Annotated in this window: 14 protein-coding genes; 6 read left to right on the top strand and 8 right to left on the bottom strand. The window is 74.9% G+C overall.

The annotated features are described in order from the left end of the window. Positions 1–38: 38 nt before the first annotated feature. Together CP967_RS05485 and CP967_RS05490 are read right to left on the bottom strand one after the other, a co-directional pair. A complete protein-coding gene (locus CP967_RS05485; RefSeq protein ID WP_150486859.1) occupies positions 39–605 on the bottom strand; it encodes a DUF1707 and FHA domain-containing protein in 567 nt (188 codons plus the stop codon). Positions 606–873: 268 nt separating this feature from the next. Then, positions 874–2,433 carry a class I adenylate-forming enzyme family protein gene (locus tag CP967_RS05490; RefSeq protein ID WP_150486860.1) on the bottom strand — a complete coding sequence of 520 codons (1,560 nt, stop codon included), beginning with the start codon at positions 2,431–2,433 and terminating at the stop codon, positions 874–876. A 159-nt stretch (positions 2,434–2,592) separates the two neighbouring features. On the opposite strand from CP967_RS05490, the gene CP967_RS05495 reads away from it, so the two are divergent. Beyond that, positions 2,593–3,546, top strand: coding sequence for a GNAT family N-acetyltransferase (locus CP967_RS05495; protein ID WP_150486861.1), 954 nt, complete (start codon positions 2,593–2,595; stop codon positions 3,544–3,546). Here the strand turns inward: CP967_RS05495 and CP967_RS05500 are convergent. Next, on the bottom strand, positions 3,504–4,976 hold the full coding sequence (locus CP967_RS05500; protein ID WP_229888482.1) for a GH1 family beta-glucosidase: 1,473 nt from the start codon (positions 4,974–4,976) through the stop codon (positions 3,504–3,506). The genes CP967_RS05495 and CP967_RS05500 overlap by 43 nt on opposite strands. Positions 4,977–5,215: 239 nt before the next feature. Here CP967_RS05500 and treZ point away from each other — a divergent pair, with 239 nt between their 5' ends. Continuing rightward, complete coding sequence (gene treZ / locus CP967_RS05505; protein ID WP_150486862.1) at positions 5,216–6,976, top strand: malto-oligosyltrehalose trehalohydrolase; 1,761 nt, start codon at positions 5,216–5,218, stop codon at positions 6,974–6,976. Positions 6,977–7,017: 41 nt separating this feature from the next. Here treZ and CP967_RS05510 read toward each other — a convergent pair whose 3' ends face one another. From CP967_RS05510 to CP967_RS05520, 3 genes are all read right to left on the bottom strand, one after another. Further along, the gene (locus CP967_RS05510) at positions 7,018–7,692 is read right to left on the bottom strand and encodes a hypothetical protein (RefSeq protein WP_190175140.1); all 675 of its coding nucleotides are present in this window, start codon (positions 7,690–7,692) and stop codon (positions 7,018–7,020) included. Between the two features lie 110 nt (positions 7,693–7,802). Beyond that, positions 7,803–8,942, bottom strand: a complete 1,140-nt coding sequence (locus CP967_RS05515; protein ID WP_150486863.1) for an aminopeptidase P family protein — start codon at positions 8,940–8,942, stop codon at positions 7,803–7,805. Between the two features lie 172 nt (positions 8,943–9,114). Beyond that, positions 9,115–9,747: a nucleoside/nucleotide kinase family protein gene (locus CP967_RS05520; RefSeq protein ID WP_150486864.1), complete on the bottom strand. Its 633-nt coding sequence runs from the start codon at positions 9,745–9,747 to the stop codon at positions 9,115–9,117. Between the two features lie 257 nt (positions 9,748–10,004). Between CP967_RS05520 and CP967_RS05525 the strand changes: the two genes are divergently transcribed. Both CP967_RS05525 and CP967_RS05530 read left to right on the top strand, forming a co-directional pair. After that, positions 10,005–10,391, top strand: coding sequence for a VOC family protein (locus CP967_RS05525; RefSeq protein ID WP_150486865.1), 387 nt, complete (start codon positions 10,005–10,007; stop codon positions 10,389–10,391). 214 nt (positions 10,392–10,605) lie between these two features. Beyond that, complete coding sequence (locus CP967_RS05530; protein WP_150486866.1) at positions 10,606–11,334, top strand: sporulation protein; 729 nt, start codon at positions 10,606–10,608, stop codon at positions 11,332–11,334. A 57-nt stretch (positions 11,335–11,391) separates the two neighbouring features. Here the strand turns inward: CP967_RS05530 and CP967_RS05535 are convergent, their stop codons facing one another. Then, the gene (locus tag CP967_RS05535) at positions 11,392–12,051 is read right to left on the bottom strand and encodes a response regulator (RefSeq protein ID WP_150486867.1); all 660 of its coding nucleotides are present in this window, start codon (positions 12,049–12,051) and stop codon (positions 11,392–11,394) included. Further along, positions 12,039–13,268 carry a sensor histidine kinase gene (locus CP967_RS05540; protein ID WP_150486868.1) on the bottom strand — a complete coding sequence of 410 codons (1,230 nt, stop codon included), beginning with the start codon at positions 13,266–13,268 and terminating at the stop codon, positions 12,039–12,041. Before CP967_RS05540 ends, CP967_RS05535 begins: the two co-directional genes overlap by 13 nt. Before the next feature lie 181 nt (positions 13,269–13,449). On the opposite strand from CP967_RS05540, the gene CP967_RS05545 reads away from it, so the two are divergent. After that, complete coding sequence (locus tag CP967_RS05545; RefSeq protein ID WP_150486869.1) at positions 13,450–14,175, top strand: ABC transporter ATP-binding protein; 726 nt, start codon at positions 13,450–13,452, stop codon at positions 14,173–14,175. Then, complete coding sequence (locus CP967_RS05550; protein WP_150486870.1) at positions 14,172–16,769, top strand: ABC transporter permease; 2,598 nt, start codon at positions 14,172–14,174, stop codon at positions 16,767–16,769. The genes CP967_RS05545 and CP967_RS05550 overlap by 4 nt, the downstream gene beginning before the upstream one ends. Positions 16,770–16,831 lie beyond the last annotated feature (62 nt).

Below are 16,831 nucleotides of genomic sequence, written 5' to 3' on the forward strand. Positions count from 1 at the left end.
TGATCCTCCACGGCTCCGCGGGACGCTGCCGGGACCTCTCACGCGGGTGGTCCCGGCAGCGGTGCGGAGAGCAGGAAGGTCATGTGGCCGAAGCTCACCTGGTCGCCGTCGCGCACGGTCACGGCGCCGATGACCCGGTGGCCGTTGACACAGGTGCCGTTCGTCGAGCCGAGGTCCCGCAGGATCCACCGGCTGCCGTGCGCGGTCAGTTCGGCGTGCCGCCGGGACACCGTCTCGTGGCTGAGCCGCAGCCCGTTGCCCGGGTCACGGCCGATGTGCAGCGGGTGGGGCCCCGGTTCGGGCAGCAGCAGTTTGGGCAGCCGCTCGGACTGCCAGGCGCGGCGCAGTCTCGCGGGGAACGCCGAGACGCCCCCGACGGCGCGGAGCAGTCCGCCGGACCAGCGTCCCCTGTTCTCCAGGTCGGCGGTGAGCGCGAGGAGTTCCTCGGAGCGCCGGGCGGCCAGGGCTATCTCCATCCGCCGCAGGAAGGTGTCGTGGGAGAGCTTGCCCTGGGCGGCGCCGTCCCTGAGCACACCCAGGACGCGGTCGCGCTGGGCGTCCGACAGCCGCGCGGGGTGCGTGGAGTGCTCGAAGGAAGAGGTCACGGTCCGATTGTCGGTCCGACAGGCCGGGGGTGTCCAGAAGGGACCCTGTTCCGGCCCCGCCGGCCCGGAACGCTTGGCGGGCACGCTCGTTGACGGCGGGTGGACGTGCCGGCGCCGGCGGAGGCTCCCCCGTGCACCACGGGATGACGGTCCGGCCGTCGAAGGCGGCGTCCACGGCCGGCGTCCCGTCCGTACCCCGGAGGGAGTCCGTACCCCGGAGGGAGCGTCCGCGGACCGGGGGGAGCGTCCGCGGACCGGGGGACGGCGGTCAGCGGGTGCGCAGGGCACGCTTGTCGATCTTTCCGGCGCCGGTTCTCGGCAGGCTGGGGACGAGCACGATCTCCCGGGGGGTGTAGAGCTCGCCCAGCTCAGCGGTGATGGCCTCGGCGACGGCGGCGGTGTCCGGGCCGGTGCCGTCCTCGGCGACGAGGAAGAGCCGGACCGCTTCACCCACCGCGTCGTCCGGCACCCCCACGGCGGCGGCCTCCCGTACTCCCGGCAGGCCGGAGGCGACGTCGTCCAGGAGACCGGAGTAGACGTTGCCACTGCCGCGGCCGGTGACGATGACGTCCCGTACCCGGTCGACGAGGTACAGGTACCCCTCCTCGTCGAGGAACCCCGAATCGCCGGTGCGCAGCCAGCCCTCGCGCACGGCCTCCCCGGTGTTCTCCGGGCCCTCCAGGTATCCGAGCATCATCGCCGGGCCGCGCACGCACACCTCCCCGGTCTCTCCGGCCCGCAGGACGGCGCCCTCCGCGTCGCGGATCTGCACCTCGGTGCCCGGAAGCGGGCGCCCGCAACTGCGCCACCGCGGGGACTCCCGGTCGGCCGGCAGTTCCCGCGCGGGAAGAGAGGTGATGCCCAGGCACTCGGACTGCCCGTAGCCCTGGCTGATGACCGGTCCGAACACTTCCACGGCCTGCCGCAGCCGGGCAGAGCTGATGGGCGCGGCCCCGACATGGATCTGCCTCAGGTCCGGCAGGGCCCCGGGGCGGCAGCGGGGATCGTCCAGCAGGTCGCCCAGCATGGGCGGAACCAGCGCGGCGGCGGTGATGCGCTCGTCGCGCAGCACGTCGAACGCCGCGGCCGGGTCCCACGCCGGGAGCACCACGAGGCAGGAGCCGGTCAACAGGGTGTTGAGCATGACCAGATGCCCGCTGCCGTGGGTCAGCCGGGTGGCGGCGAGGACCCGGCCCCCGCCCGGCGCCGTCGCCGCGGACGCGGCCATGGCGTCGTACAGCGTGCGTCCGTGCGCCGGGAGTTTCGGCCGGCCCAGGGTCGTCCCTCCCGTGTACAGCACCGTGACGGCGTCACCGGGGAGGGGGCCGGGCACGGTCTCCGGAGGGCCGGCCGGGCAGGCGGCCGCAAGCGCCGGCAGATCGTCCGCGCCGGGCGGGCCGCCGGGGCCCATGCTCAGCAGTACCGGAGCGGTGCGGCAGCGCCCGACGGCCTCCTGGGCCTTCTCGGACAGGAGCGGGTCGACCACGACCGTGCGGCAGTCCGACCGGTCGATCAGTGCGGCCAGTTCACCCGGGCCCGGTTCCGGCGGCAGGAACACCAGGCGGCAGCCGATCAGATGCACGGCCAGGTGCACCAGGACGGCCTCCGCCCGGTTGGAGGTGAACGCGCCCACGCTCGCGCCCGGGCGCAGGCCCTGCCGCCGCAACGCTGTCGCCGTCCGGAAGAGCTGCCGGCGGGCGTCCACGCGCCGCAGCCGCTCGCCGCAGCCCACCAGGGTCTCGGCTTCGTCATCGGCCGCCCAGTGGGACAGGATGACGTCGAGATACGAACCCCGGGTTTTCGTAGGGTGATCAGTCACGTACGCCATGTAACCACGCACCCCTGTCACCCGGTTGCCCGTCGTGCGCGGGTGCTCCGGCGGCCGGGAGGAGCTCCGGGCAAAAGAACGCGCGCGCGGGAGAAGGGGTTGTTACCGTCACGCGCGCCGCGTGCCGACCGTACGCGGCACGCACACCGAGGAGCCTTTGTGACGCCTGTACCACCGGAACTGACCGCCCGTCCGCTCAACGGAGCCGACGAGCTGGGTCTCTTCCTCCGTCTCACCTACGTCCTGGACCACGAGCTGGCCGGCGACCTCGCCGCCGGCCGCCGCCGGCCGGAGTGGATGTGGGTGGCCCTGCGGGGTGAGCGGGTCGTCGCCCGGCTCGCCTGGTGGACGAACGAGCGCGGCGGCGCCCCGATGTTCCTGGACTTCTTCGATCTGGACGACACCCTCCCGGAGCCGGAGCGCGGCGAGACGGGGCTGCGGCTCCTGGAGACGGCGTCGGCCGCCGTCCTGCCCGCGGGGGCGCCCCGCCCCGAGTACGGCCGGTACGTCCCGCCCGGCTGGCGGGAGGATCCCGCCGTCCGGGAGGCCGTGGAGGCGCGGCAGCGGGTCATGGAGGCGAGCGGCGCCCGGGTCCTGGTGGAACGGCTGCGTCTGGAGTGGCGGGCCGGCACCCCGGTCCCCGCGGACACGGGGCGCCTGAGGTTCCGTCGGGTGCGGGACCGGGAGGACCTCCTCGCCCTGATGGCACCGGTGATGGAGGGCACCCTGGACGCGCACGGGCAACAGGACCTGGCGTCCGGGCTGACCGCCCGCGAGGCGGCGGAGAAGCACTACGACGAGGAGTTCGCGGGGCTGCGGACCCCGAAGGAGTGGTGGCGGATCGCGGAGCTGCCGGACGGTACGCCGGTGGGCTTCGTGATACCGGCCCGGAACAACTACCACCCGATGATCGCGTACATCGGGGTGCTGCCCGCCCACCGGGGGAAGGGCTACGTCGACGACGTCCTGGCCGAGGGCACCCGGGTGCTCGCGGCCGAGGGCGTCGAACGGATCAGGGCCGCGACGGACCTGGGCAACGTCCCGATGGCGAAGTCGTTCGCGCGCCTGGGCTACGTCAACTTCGAGCGCGCCATCGACATGGTGTGGGACTGACCGGCGAGACGGACCCGGCCCGCGGGTGACGCCTGGCCCGCGGCCGGTTCCAAACCCGCGGGCGCCGCCCCCTCGGGCGCCGTCGCCGTGTGCTGGGCGCGGATCACGTCGCGGTACCAGGCGTACGACTCCTTGGGGGTGCGCCGGAGCGTCTCGTAGTCGATGTGGACGAGCCCGAAGCGCTTGCTGGCGCCCTCCGTCCACTCCACGTTGTCGGTCAGCGACCAGGTGAAGTACCCGCGTACGTCGACCCCCGCGTCGATGGCGGTGCGCAGCGACTCCAGGTGTCCTTCGAGGAAGGCGATGCGGCGGCCGTCGGCGAGGGGTTCGTCGACGGCGCAGCCGTTCTCCGTGATGTAGACGGGCGGCAGCCGGTCGCCGAAGCGGTCCTTCAGCCGGCCGAGCATCTCGGAGAGTCCTTCGGGGACGACGGGCCAGCCGAAGTCGGTGGTGTCGTAGCCCTCGATCTCCCGGATCCCGAAGGGGAGCCCCTCCGGGATCGTGTAGCCGGAGAAGGCGGCCGGCGCCTCGGGCTCCGGGGCGCCCACCAGGGTGGGGTTGTAGTAGTTGACCCCGTACCAGTCGAGCGGCGTGGAGATCACCTTCAGGTCGTCCTCGACCGGTCCCGGCATGAGGGCCGCGAAGCCCTCGTCGGGGTAGCGGCCGGTGAGCACCGGGTCGGCGAACAGCCAGTTGGTGAGGGTGTCGTAGAGCTCCGCGCCCATCCGGTCCTCGTCGGAGTCCCCGGCCGTCCAGACGGGGCTGTGGGAGAGGGCGAGGCCGATGTTGCCCGCACCGGCGGCGCGCAGCGCCCGTACGGCCAGGCCGTGGGCGAGGAGCTGGTGGTGGGCGGCCGGCAGCGCGTCGAAGAGCAGGGTGCGGCCGGGAGCGTGCTCGCCGAGGGCGTAGCCGAGCAGGGTGACCTCGGCGGGTTCGTTGATGGTGATCCACATGGGCACCCGGTCGGCGAGGCGCTCGGCGACCATGCCCGCGTACTCGGCGAAGCGGTAGGCGGTGTCCCGGTTGAGCCAGCCGCCCTCCTTGTCGAGGTCGAGCGGGGTGTCCCAGTGGTAGAGGGTGGGGGCGGGCGTGATGCCGTGCGTACAGAGCTCGTCGACCAGGCGGTCGTAGAAGTCCAGTCCCGCCGGGTTGAGGGAGCCGCTGCCGCCGGGGACGACCCGGGGCCAGCTGATGGAGAAGCGGAAGGCGTCCGCGCCGAGTCCGGCGAGCAGGGCGACGTCCTCCCGGTAGTGCTCGTGGAAGCCGGTGCCCCGGGTGGTGTCGGTGCCGTCCTTGATCCGGCCCGGCTGCGCGGCGAAGGCGTCCCAGCCCGAGGGCCCCTTGCCGTCGGCGTCGTAGGCCCCTTCCGTCTGGAAGGCGGACGCGGAGGCTCCCCAGAGGAAGCCCGGTGGGAACGTCGGCACGGTCATCTCGGCCTCCAGCAGCCGTCGGGTGGACCTGGTGGTTCTCTCCTCTGTCACCGCCCGGCAATCCGGTATTACTGCCCGGGTCCCTCACGTATGAGCGGAACCCGGTAGGGCAATGATCAGGACCAGACCCTAGACGCCGGTTGCGGCATCGCTCCAGCGTCCCAGGTGAGCGGGCCCGGTGTCGCCGGTCACGGGGATCCGGGGCGGCCTTTCACGGACGAGTGGACGAGGAGTGGCGGATGCTGTTCGAGGTGTGGGCCCCGAGGGCCGGGTCGGTCCTGCTGAAGACCGCGGACGGGTGTCGGCCGATGGAGTGCGATCCGCTGCGGGCCGGCTGGTGGACCGCGGAGGCCGAGGCGGCGGACGGCGACCGCTACGGCTTCGTCCTCGACGGCGGCCCGGTGCTCCCCGACCCGCGCTCCCGCCGCCAGCCGGACGGCCCGGACGGCGAGAGCGCGGTGGTCGACCAGGAGGCGTACACCTGGCGCCACCCGTGGGCGGGGCGGGGGCTGCCCGGCGCGGTGCTGTACGAGCTGCACATCGGTACGTTCACCGGGGCGGGCACCTTCGACGCCGCCGCGGCCCGGCTCGGGCACCTGGCGGACCTGGGTGTCACCCATGTCTCGCTGATGCCCGTCTGCCCCTTCCCCGGTACGCACGGCTGGGGGTACGAGGGGGTGTCGCTGTGGGCGGTGCACGAGCCGTACGGCGGCCCCGCGGGGCTGAAGCGTTTCGTGGACACGGCGCACGGTCTGGGGCTCGCCGTCGTGCTGGACGTGGTGCACAACCACCTGGGGCCCTCGGGGAACCACCTGCCGTCCTTCGGGCCGTACTTCACCGACACCCACCACACGCCCTGGGGCTCGGCCGTCAACCTCGACGCCCCCGGTTCGGACGAGGTGCGGGCCTTCCTGCTGGGCAGCGCGCTGGCCTGGCTGCGGGACTACCGGCTGGACGGGCTGCGGCTGGACGCGGTGCACGCGCTGGCCGACGGGCGGGCGCTCACCTTCCTGGAGGAACTGGCGGCCGGTGCGGACGCGCTCGCCGCGGAACTCGGCCGCCCGCTGCCCCTGATCGCCGAGTCGGACCTGTGCGACCCGCGGACGACCACGCCCCGGGCGGAGGGCGGGCTCGGGCTGCACGCCCAGTGGAACGACGACTTCCACCACGCCCTGCACACCGCGCTGACCGGTGAGTCCCAGGGGTACTACGCGGACTTCGCGGCCGCCCCGCTGGCCGCCCTGGCCAAGACGGTGACGGCCGCCTTCTTCCACAACGGCACGTACTCCAGTTTCCGGGGCCGCCGCCACGGGCGGCCCGTCGACATCACCCGTACCCCTGCCCACCGCTTCGTGGGTTACGCGCAGACCCATGACCAGATCGGCAACCGCGCCCTCGGCGACCGGCTCTCCGCCTCCCTCTCCCCCGGCCTCCAGGCGTGCGCGGCGGCCCTGGTGCTCACCGGGCCGTTCACCCCGATGCTCTTCATGGGCGAGGAGTGGGGCGCCCGCACCCCCTGGCAGTTCTTCACCGACCACACCGACCCCGCCCTCGCCGAGGCCGTCCGCGAGGGCAGGCGCCGGGAGTTCGGGGCACACGGCTGGGCCGCCGAGGACATCCCCGATCCGCAGGACCCGGCGACCCGGGACCGTTCGTGCCTGGACTGGGAGGAGGCGGAGCGCGAACCGCACGCCGGGCTCCGCGCCTGGTACCGCGAGCTGATCGCGCTGCGCCGCGCCCTGCCCGACCTGTCGGACCCGGACCTGGCCTCGGTACGGACGGCGTACGACGAGCGGGCACGCTGGTTCGTCTGCCGGCGGGGCGACCTGCGGATCGCCGTCAATCTGGCGGGGGCGGCGGCCGCGATCCCGCTCGGCAGCGGCCGGCACCGCTCGCGTACGGGCCGGGTCCTGGCCGCGTGGGCACCGGTCGAGGCGCCGGGCGCCGACGGTGTGCTGCACCTGCCCGCCGAGTCGTGCGTCGTGCTGGCCGACGAGTGAGGACGCGGGTCCGTCCCGGGGCCGGCCCCGGGACGGGCGGGTCAGTCCTTCCGGTCGTCCCAGGGGGTGCCGATCCAGCCGTCGAAGGACGGGAGCAGCGCCGCCAGGGCCGCTCCGAGCCGCCAGTCCAGCTCCGGCGCGTGCAGGCGCACCCCGTCGTCGGAGGACCTGAACTCCAGCGGGACCCGTCCGCCCGCGCGCCAGATGACGCGGCGCGGGCCGCGCGGGAAGTCGCCGCCGCCCCCGCCGAACAGCGCGCCCACGAGCATGAGCGGCACCAGGGGTGAACAGAGCCACCACAGGCCCCACCAGAAGAGCCGCCCCTTGTACCCCACCGCTTCGAGGCCGCCGGGAGCGCTCACCGTCCAGCGCGTCCGCAGGCCCCGGCTGAACGCCTTGTCGCGGGTGACCGTGCCGAGGAGTTCACCGTGCGCGCCGAGCACCTGGAACTGTGCCCGTCCGCCGTGCGCGGCGACGGTGACCAGGGTCGCGACCCGGTCCCGGCGGTGCGGGTCCGCCCACAGGACGAAGGAGCGGGCACCGCTCTTCCGGGCCGCGCGGTAGGCGGGGACGCCGCCCGGCGGCAGCTCGCGTTCCACATGGGCGACCGGCCGCGCGGTGTCCGGCCCGTCCGAGAAGTCGACCCGGCAGTCGAGGTACCCCTCGGGACGGTCTCTCAGCGATCGCAGTATGCGCAGGGTCAGGGTACTGGTCACCCGGCGGGCTCCTTCGGAGGTTTTCTGTGCGGGGGGTCAGCACCAAGGAACGCCTGTACGCCCCCGGTGGTTCCGCCTCCGCCCGTCCGGCCTCCGGCGGGGCCCCGCGGTCACTCGACCTGTGCCAGCTCCCGCGCGGTGGTGTTCAGCCTCCGGCCGCCGTCCGGGGTGACCGTGACGATGTCCTCGATACGGACCCCGAACCGGCCGGGGAGGTAGATGCCGGGCTCCACCGAGAAGCACATGCCCTCCACCAGCGGCTGTTCCTCGCCCTCGATCATGTAGGGCGGTTCGTGGGTGGTGACGCCGATGCCGTGGCCCGTGCGGTGGATGAAGCGCTCGCCGTACCCGGATCCGGTGATGACGGCTCGGGCCGCCCGGTCGATGTCCTGGCAGGCGGCCCCGGGGCGTACGGCGCGGACGCCGGCCTCCTGGGCCTCCCGCACGATGTCGTGGACCCGCTGTTCCTCGGCGGTGGGCTCGCCGACGTGCACCGTACGGGAGGTGTCGGAGCCGTAGCCGTGCTTCAGGCCGCCGAAGTCCAGGACGACCATGTCGCCGTGCCCGATGGTGCGGTCGCCTGCCTCGTGGTGCGGGTTCGCGCCGTTCGGGCCGGATCCGACCACGGTGAAGTCGACCTGCTCGTGTCCGTGTTCCCGCAGGAGGGATGCCAGGTCGGCGGCGACGTCGGTCTCCCGGCGGCCGGAGAACCGTACCTTCAGGATCTGCTCGTAGGTGGCGTCGGCGGCGGCCCCCGCGGCCGCGAGGCGCGCCAGTTCGGCGGCGTCCTTCACCGCGCGCAGCATCGGGAGCGCCTCGGTGAGCGAGGCGTAGGAGGTGTCGGGGAGGCGCTGTTGCAGGGCGAGCAGGTGCAGGGCCCAGGTGTTGTCGCTGACTCCGAACCGCCCGTCGGGAGCGAGCAGTTCGGCGGAGAGGGCGTACGGGTCGGCGGCGTCGGTCCAGTCCCGCAGGGTGAGGGCGCCGGCGCCCGCGGCGTGTGCGGCGTCGGCCGCCTCCAGCGCGGGGACGACCAGGACGGGGTCGTGTCCGGCCCGCAGGACGAGCAGGGTGAGGCGTTCGGTGGCGGCCGTGGGCCGGTAGCCGGTGAGGTGGACCAGGTCGGGGCCGGGTGCGACGAGGACGCCCGCGAGTCCGGCGGCGTCGGCGTCCTCGGCGGCGCGGGCCATCCGGGCGCGGTAGTCGTCGGCGGTGAAGGGGGCGAGGGGCGCGGGCCGGTCGGGGCTGGTCATGAATCCTCCTGGCGGGTCGGCGGGATCGGCAGGGCAGCGGGTCGGCGGGGCAGGGCAGCGGCGGGGCAGCCGGTCGGCAGACAGCATCCTGCCCTTCCGCCCCGGCGGAGGCGAGCACAGCGGGGCACCTCAGGGCCCCTCAGGTCCCCTCAGGTCCCGGACCGGTGCGGCCTCACCCCACCCGCACCACCAGGTCCGCGCGGTCACGGCCGCGCTCCACGAGCCGGGCGTTGCGTTCGTCGGAGCCGGCGACCCAGTGTTCAGCCTGCGGGCGGGGCCTGCCGAACCGCACGTGCCGGTCCACCAGCCGGCGCACCCTCGTCCCGGGGTCGGCGTCCAGGAACCAGACCTCGTCCAGCAGCCCGTGCACCTCGGCCCAGGGCCCTTCGTCCAGCAGCAGGTAGTTGCCTTCCGTCACCACCAGCGGTACGCCGTCCCCCACGGCCACGGACCCGGCGACGGGTTCCTCCAGCCGCCGGTCGAACACGGGCGCGTAGACCGGTTCCGGGCCCCGGGGGTGCCGCAGGCGGCGCAGCAGTGCGACGTATCCGGCCGCGTCGAAGGTGTCGGGGGCGCCCTTGCGGCCGGACCGGCCGAGCCGTTCCAGCTCGGCGCCCGCCAGGTGGAAGCCGTCCATGGGGACGAGGACGGCGTCCCCGTCGAGCGCTTCGACCAGCCGGGCCGCCAGGGTCGACTTCCCGGCTCCGGGCGGCCCGGCGATCCCGAGGACGCGGCGTGCGCCGGGGGCGGTGAGGCGCCGGGCGCGGGCGGTCAGGGCGGGGAGGCCGGGGTCGCTGGTGTCCATGCGGGGCATTCTCCCGCGCACCGGCGCACCACGTTAAAGGCTGTCCCGTAATCCGTGGTGGAGCAGCGTGCGGCGTCAGACGCGGTGCATCGCAAGGCGGAGGGGCGTTCGCATACTGGATGTATGCGGACGTTCCGACAACGCCGCGAGGTGCCGTGGCTGTCGTCGCGCGCCCGCCAGGGATTACGGGACAGCCTTTAGTGTTACGTATGACTTACGCGGTGGGACCCCGCCGTCCCGAGGAAACCGGAGGACCCATGTCCCTTGTCGCCCTGGTCACGCTCGTCGTCCGCGATTACGACGAGGCCGTCTCCTTCTACACGGGCGCGCTCGGGTTCGAGCTGGTCGAGGACACCGGCCGGGACGACGGCTCCCGGTGGGTCGTGGTGCGTCCGCGTGGCACAGCCGGTACCGGGCTGCTGCTGGCGCGCGCCGACGGCGAGGCCCAGGCCGCCGCAGTCGGCGCGCAGACCGGCGGCCGGGTCGGCTTCTTCCTGCACACGGACGACTTCGCGGGCGACCACGCGCGGATGACGGCCGCCGGAGTCCGCTTCCTGGAGGAGCCCCGGCACGAGGCGTACGGCTCGGTGGCGGTCTTCGAGGATCTGTACGGCAACCGGTGGGACCTGTTGCAGCCCGCGTGACCCCTTCCCGGACGGTGACGGACCGGCGTGACGGCTCGACGTGACGGACCGGCGTGACGGACCGGCGTGACGGCCTCGTGTACCGGCTCCGTGGGACGGCCCGGGGACGCGGTGTCCGAAGGTGCGGGCGCCGGCCGGCCGGGGGGCGGGGGGCGGCCCAGGGGCGGGCGGATACAGTGCGCGCGGAACATACGTGCCGGACAGGGGGGTTCCCATGGCATTCCGCAGGTTTCTCAGTTCGCTCGGCGTCGGCGCGCCCGAGGTGGAGACGGTCCTCGACCGCCACCAGGTGCGTCCGGGTGAGCGTGTGACCGCGACGGTCACGGTCAGAGGCGGCGACGCCGACGTGGAGATCGAGCACCTGACGGTCCGTCTGGCTGTCCGGTTCGAGTCCCACGGGGAGAACGAGGTCCGTTACATGCACCCGATGGCGGAGCGGACCCCCGCGCGGGACTTCACCCTGGGAGCCGGTGAAGTACGTACCGAACAGGTGCACTTCGACCTCCCCTTGGGGATGCCTCTCACCCACACCGACGGGCGCCCGCTGCCGGCCGCGTACTCCGCGGTGGTCACCGAGCTGGCCGTCGACCGTGCGGTCGACCGCGGGGACGAGGACGTGCTGGAGGTCCACGCCCTGCCCGCGCAGGCCGCCGTGCTCGGGGCCCTGGACGGCCTCGGCTGCCGGATCCACCAGACGGAGGTCAAGCACGGCCGTGCCAACGCCCGCCAGGAGGTGGACTGGTGGCAGGAGCTGGAGATGAGATTCCCCGCCGCCTACGGTGTGGGGAACGTCGAACTGACCCTGGTCACCCTGGAGTCGGAGCTGGACGTCTGCCCCGGCAGCTATGCCGCCCCGCTCGCCCTCACCTACGCGGAGACCGAGGACAGGGCGGAGCTGGCCGGCCGGATCGACGCCTATCTGCGGAAGACCTTCCCGGCCTGACGGGCCCCGGGGCGGGGACGGGTCCCCGGCCGCCCGGTCCGCGCGGCGGGCGGGGCCTCAGCGGCCGTCCCTGCCCTCCAGGTAGGCGAGGACGGCGAGCACCCGCCGGTGCACGGTGCCGTCGTCGGCCTCCAGGCCCAGCTTGGCGAAGATCGAGCCGATGTGTTTGCTCACCGCCCTTTCGGTGACGACGAGTTCGGCGGCGATCGTGCCGTTCGCCTTGCCCTGCGCCATGTGTTCGAGGACCTCGCGCTCCCGTGCGGTGAGGCTCCGCAGCGGCTGGGCGGACGCCTTGCGGGTCAGCAGCTGGGAGACCACTTCGGGATCGAGGGCCGTACCGCCGTCGGCGACGCGCTCCAGGGCCTGGAGGAACTGGTCGACGCGGCCGATCCGGTCCTTGAGCAGGTAGCCGATGCCCTGGGCGCCCTGGGCGAGCAGTTCGGCGGCGTAGGTCTCCTCGACGTACTGGGAGAGGACGAGGATCGGCAGGTCCGGCATCTCGGCGCGGGCGGCGAGTGCGGCGCGCAGGCCCTCGTCGCGGAAGGTCGGCGGCAGGCGTACGTCCAGGACGGCCGCGTCGGGACGGTGCTCCAGCAGGGCGGGCAGCACCTCGGGGCCGGTGGCGGCGTCGGCGACCACCTCGTGCCCCGAGCTGGTGAGCAGGAGGACGAGCCCCTCCCTCAGCAACGCGTTGTCCTCGGCGATCACGATCCGCACGGCAGCTCCACCTCGATGTCGGTCGGGCCCCCTGCGGGGCTGCTGATCCGGGTGGTCCCGTCCAGGGCGGCGATCCGCCGCCGGATCCCGACCAGCCCGCTGCCGGCGCGTTCGTCCGCGCCGCCGCGCCCATCGTCCCCGACGCGTACGCGCAGGACACCGGCGCCCCTGCTGATCCGTACGCTCGCCGTGCTCGCCCCGCTGTGCTTGCTGATGTTGGTGAGGGCCTCGGCCACGACGAAGTAGGCGGCGGCCTCGATCGCGGCGGGCAGGCGGCGGCCGTCCTCCACCTCGCCGAGTTCGGCCTCGACGGGGACGCTCGCGTCGGACGCCAGCGCCCGTACGGCGCCCGCCAGTCCACGGTCCGTCAGGATCGGCGGGTGGATGCCGCGCACCACGTGGCGCAGCTCGGCCAGGGCCGCGTCGGCGCCGTCCTGGGCCTCCTCCAGGCGGGCGCGTGCCGCCGCCGGGTCCCGGTCCAGGAGCTGTCTGGCGAGGCCGATCCGGAGCGACAGGGCGACGATCCTGGCCTGGGCCCCGTCGTGGAGGTCCCGTTCGATGCGGCGCAGTTCGGCGCCGTGGGCCTCGACCGCCCCGGCGCGGCTCTCCGTCAGTTCGTCGATGCGTTCGGCGAGGTCCGCGGTGCCCCGGGCGGTGAGGAGCGCGCGGCTCCAGCCCGCGCAGAGGTCGGCGAGGAAGGGGTGCCAGCGCAGCACCCAGCCGGGACGGGCGGGCGGCGGGGTGCCGTATTCGTCGGTGCTCCGCCGGTCCACGAGGCGGACGGCGGTCAGGGCCGCTCCGTCCACCAGCAGCCCGATGGGCCACAGCACCATGGCGAGGCAGGCGGCCGCGGTGCTGGCGAGGGCCTGGAAGGGCAGCCAGAGGACGTCCCGCCAGGCCGTCGGATCGGTGAGGACGCGGCGTACCCGCTCGGAGAGTTCCCCGGAGCCGGCGGACGGGTACGCCGCCGGCCGGCAGGGGACGCCCAGCCGGGCGGCGGCCCGGCGGCGCTCGGACTCGGTGACCCGGCGCAGCAGCTTCATCGCCTCGGGCAGGGCGGGCAGGCCGATGAGGACGGCGGCGAAGAGCAGGGCCGCCACCACGAGGGCGGCGCCGAGGTAGGCGAACAGGCCCAGCAGGAGGCCGGTGAAGAGGTAGCGCGAGGCGTCCCACGAGCGTATGAGGGCGCTCGTCAGCGGGGCGGGAGGGTGACTCATGGCAGACCACCGTACGGGGGTTCTCCCCCGGGCGGAGTGGGGTGCTCCCCCCGCCCGTGGTGGTGCCTGCTGAACCCCGGTTCCGGGAGCGCGCACCCTCGCCCGCGCCCCCTCCCCCCGACTAGCGTTTACGCAGGTCAGGACGGATACGAGAAGCATCGAGCAGGACGGGAAGAGACGGGTGGAGTCGACGGTGGACACGCTCACGGCGGTGCGGGCGGCCGCGCTGAGTCTGGAGTCGGTGAGCCGGCGGTACAAGCGCCGCGGGCGCGGCGGCCGGGAGGCGACGGCGCTGGACGCGGTCAGCTGCGCGGTGCCGGTGGGGAGTTTCACCGCGGTGGTGGGGCCCTCCGGGTCGGGGAAGAGCACGTTCCTGCAGTGCGCCGCGGGCCTGGACCGGCCGACGTCGGGGACGGTGCGGATCGGCGGTACGGATCTCGGGTCGCTGTCCGAGGCGGCGCTGACCCGGTTGCGCCGGGACCGGGTCGGTTTCGTCTTCCAGTCCCACGCGCTGAACCTGGTGCCCTCGCTGAGCATCGAGGAGAACGTCGTGCTCCCCCTGGTCCTGGCGGGCGCGGACCCCGGGTCGGCCACCGTGCTGGACCGGGGCCGGGCGCTGCTGACCCGGGTCGGCCTGGCGGGGCGCGGGTCCGACGGGCCCTCGACGCTGTCCGGCGGGCAGCAGCAGCGGGTGGCGGTGGCGCGCGCGCTGGTCACCGAACCCGACGTGATCTTCGCGGACGAGCCGACGGCCTCGCTGGACCCCGAGTCGGCGGGGCTGGTGCTGGGCCTGCTGCGGGACGCGGTACGGATCGACGGCCGCACGGTCGTCATGGTCACCCATGATCCGGCGGCGGCCGGCTGGGCCGACAGGGTGCTGACGATGGACGGCGGGCGGCTGCGATGAGTACGACGGAGGCGCGGGCCGGGCGGGAGCGGGAGGCGGCGTCGCTGCCCGTGGCGCGGGCGGGGTCGCGGCGGGCGTCGGCGTTCCTCGCGCGGCGTTCGCTGAAGGCTCACCGCCGGGCCTGGGCGGCGGTGTTCGCCGCGGCGGGTGCCGCGGCGGCTCTGCTGGGCGCGTTCGCGCTGGTGATCGGTTCGCTGCTGCTGGCGCAGCCGCCGGTGGAGCGGTACGCCGGGGCAGACGCGGTGGTCGCGGCCGGGCAGAAGGTGTCGTACACCGCGAAGCCGTGGGGCGGCGAGCCGGCCACCGTGACGGCCTATCTGCCGGAGCGGGTGCGGCTGGACCGTGGCCTGGTGGCGAAGGCCGCGGCGGCCGAGGGGGTCGCCTCGGCGGTGGCGGACGACTCGGTTCCGGTGGTGCTTGGCTCCGGGGCCGCCGCGACCGGCCGGTCCTGGCCGTCGGCGGCGCTCACCCGGTACGAGCTGACCGGGGGCCGGGCGCCGGGCACCGCCGACGAGGTGGTGCTGGACACGGCGCTGGCGCCGGCGGGTACGGGGCCGGGCGACACCGTGCTGCTGCGGGCGGGCGGTCCCGCCCGGCCGTACACCGTCAGCGGGCTCGCCCGGTCGGACCGGGACGCGGGTCCCGCGGTGTTCTTCACCGAGGCGCGGCTGACGTCGCTGGGCGGTCATCCCGGGACGGTCGACGCGATCGGTGTCGTCGCCGCGCCGGGAGTCTCGCCCGCGGCGCTGCGGGCCTCGCTGGACGCCGCCCTGCCCGGGAGGGCCGGCGGCGGTGAGATCCGGGTCCTGACGGGCGCGGAGCGCGGTGAGGGCGAGCACCTGGACGCGCTGGGCGGCCGGGGCGACCTGCTGGCGCTGCTCGGTTCCGTCGCGGGCACGGTGGTGATGGTGGCCCTCCTGGTGATCTCCTCGACGCTCGCCCAGGCCGTGCACCAGCGGTCGGCCGAGCTGGCCCTGCTGCGCGCGGTGGGCGCCTCGCCGCGCCAGCTCAGGTCGGCGATCGGCCGGGAGGCGGGCAGGGTGGCGGTGTCCGCCGCGGTGCTCGGCGGGATCGGCGCGGTGCCGCTGGGGTTGCTGATGCGGTCGGTGCTGACCACCGAGGTGCTGCCGCTGCCCGTCCCGGTATGGCTGCCGTTCGCCGCCGGCGCGGTGGGTGCGGCGCTGGTCGCGCTGGCCGCGCGTCCCGTGGCGATGCTGGCCGCGCGCCGGATCACCCGGCTGCGGCCGTCCGTGGCGATGGCCGCCGCGGGCGCTCCCGAGCCGGGCGATCCGGGACGGGTGCGTACGGTCGCCGGGCTGCTGCTGGCCCTGGCCGGGGCCGGCTCGGCGGGGTTCGCGACCACGCAGGGCGGGCAGGCGGCGGCGGTCGCCGCGTCGGGTTCGGCGACCTCGCTGGTGATCGCCGTGGCGTTGCTGGGGCCGCGGACGGCCCGGGTGGCGGTACGGGTGCTGGGGGCGCCGCTGCGCCGGGGTGCCGGGGTCTCCGGGTTCCTCGCGGCCAGGTCCACCGCGGCGCACGTCCGGAGGCTGGGCGCGGCCCTGACCCCGGTGGTGCTGGTGACGGCCTTCGTCTGTGTGCAGCTGGGCGCCTCCTCGACGCTGGAGCGGGCCGGGGACCGGCAGGCGGCCGCCGCGCTGCGGGCGGACCTGATGGTGACGGGGCCGGCGGGCGGGCTGCCGTCCGGGGCCGCCGACGCGGTACGCGCCACGCCGGGGGTGGCCGCGGCGACCGGGGTGCTCCGGTCGGCCGTGGTGCTCGCCCACCGCGAGGCCGGCGAACCGGTGCTGGAGCGGCTCCCCGTCCTGGGGGTGACGGCGGATCAGCTGGAGGGCACGCTGGACCTCGGCGTCACCGCGGGCGGCCTCGGGGCCCTCAGGGGTCCCGGGACGGTCGCGGTCGGCGCGGACCGTGCCGGTTCCCTCGGCGCGGGCGTCGGTGACACCGTGGAGCTGCGCCTGGGCGACGGCACCCGGGTCGCGCCGAAGATCGTCGCCGTCTACGAACGGGCCCTGGGCGTGGGTGACTTCGTCTTCCCCCGGGAGGCGCTGACGGCTCATGTGTCGGCCGTCCGCGACCAGGCGGTGCTGATCCGCACGGACGGTCCGGGCAGCGGCCCGGTGGCCTCGGCGCTGCGCGAGGCCCTCACCCCGTACGGCGCGGTCCGGGTCGGTCCGGCGAGCGACGGCGCCGTGCGTGCCGCGCCCGCCACCTCCGGCGAGGACGACGCGATGATCGTGATCGGGGTCGGGGTGATCGGCGGCTTCGCGCTGCTGGCGGTGGTCAGCACCCTGGCACTGATCTCCGTGGGCCGGCGCCGTGAGCTGCGGCTGCTGCGGCTGGTGGGCGCCGGGCGGGGGCAGGTCACCCGGATGCTGCTCCTGGAGACGGCGCTGGTGGCGGGGGCCGGGCTGGCGCTGGGCACCCTGGTCGCCGCGGTCCCGCTGACGGCGTTCTCGGTGGCGCTGGCCGGCTCGGCACCGTACATGGAGCCCGCCCGATACGGGGTGCTGGTGCTCGCGGTGGTGGTGGCGGCCGCGGCCGGGACCCTGCTGCCGGGCCGCCGGGGGCGCTGAGCCCGGCCGGCGGCGGGGGCCGGGTGAAGGGGCCGACGGGGCCGGGCGAAGGGGGCCGGCGG

Origin of the sequence: Streptomyces nitrosporeus (assembly GCF_008704555.1) — a bacterium.
Taxonomy (GTDB): Bacteria; Actinomycetota; Actinomycetes; order Streptomycetales; family Streptomycetaceae; genus Streptomyces; species Streptomyces nitrosporeus.

What these genes read in the sequence shown, in the direction of transcription:
- CP967_RS05550 (WP_150486870.1), top strand. Translation starts at nt 14,172, where the DNA reads ATGAGTACGACGGAGGCGCGGGCCGGGCGGGAGCGGGAGGCGGCGTCG.
- CP967_RS05515 (WP_150486863.1), bottom strand. Translation starts at nt 8,942, where the DNA reads ATGACCAGCCCCGACCGGCCCGCGCCCCTCGCCCCCTTCACCGCCGAC.
- CP967_RS05490 (WP_150486860.1), bottom strand. Translation starts at nt 2,433, where the DNA reads ATGGCGTACGTGACTGATCACCCTACGAAAACCCGGGGTTCGTATCTC.
- CP967_RS05540 (WP_150486868.1), bottom strand. Translation starts at nt 13,268, where the DNA reads ATGAGTCACCCTCCCGCCCCGCTGACGAGCGCCCTCATACGCTCGTGG.
- CP967_RS05520 (WP_150486864.1), bottom strand. Translation starts at nt 9,747, where the DNA reads ATGGACACCAGCGACCCCGGCCTCCCCGCCCTGACCGCCCGCGCCCGG.
- CP967_RS05530 (WP_150486866.1), top strand. Translation starts at nt 10,606, where the DNA reads ATGGCATTCCGCAGGTTTCTCAGTTCGCTCGGCGTCGGCGCGCCCGAG.
- CP967_RS05500 (WP_229888482.1), bottom strand. Translation starts at nt 4,976, where the DNA reads ATGACCGTGCCGACGTTCCCACCGGGCTTCCTCTGGGGAGCCTCCGCG.
- treZ (WP_150486862.1), top strand. Translation starts at nt 5,216, where the DNA reads ATGCTGTTCGAGGTGTGGGCCCCGAGGGCCGGGTCGGTCCTGCTGAAG.
- CP967_RS05525 (WP_150486865.1), top strand. Translation starts at nt 10,005, where the DNA reads ATGTCCCTTGTCGCCCTGGTCACGCTCGTCGTCCGCGATTACGACGAG.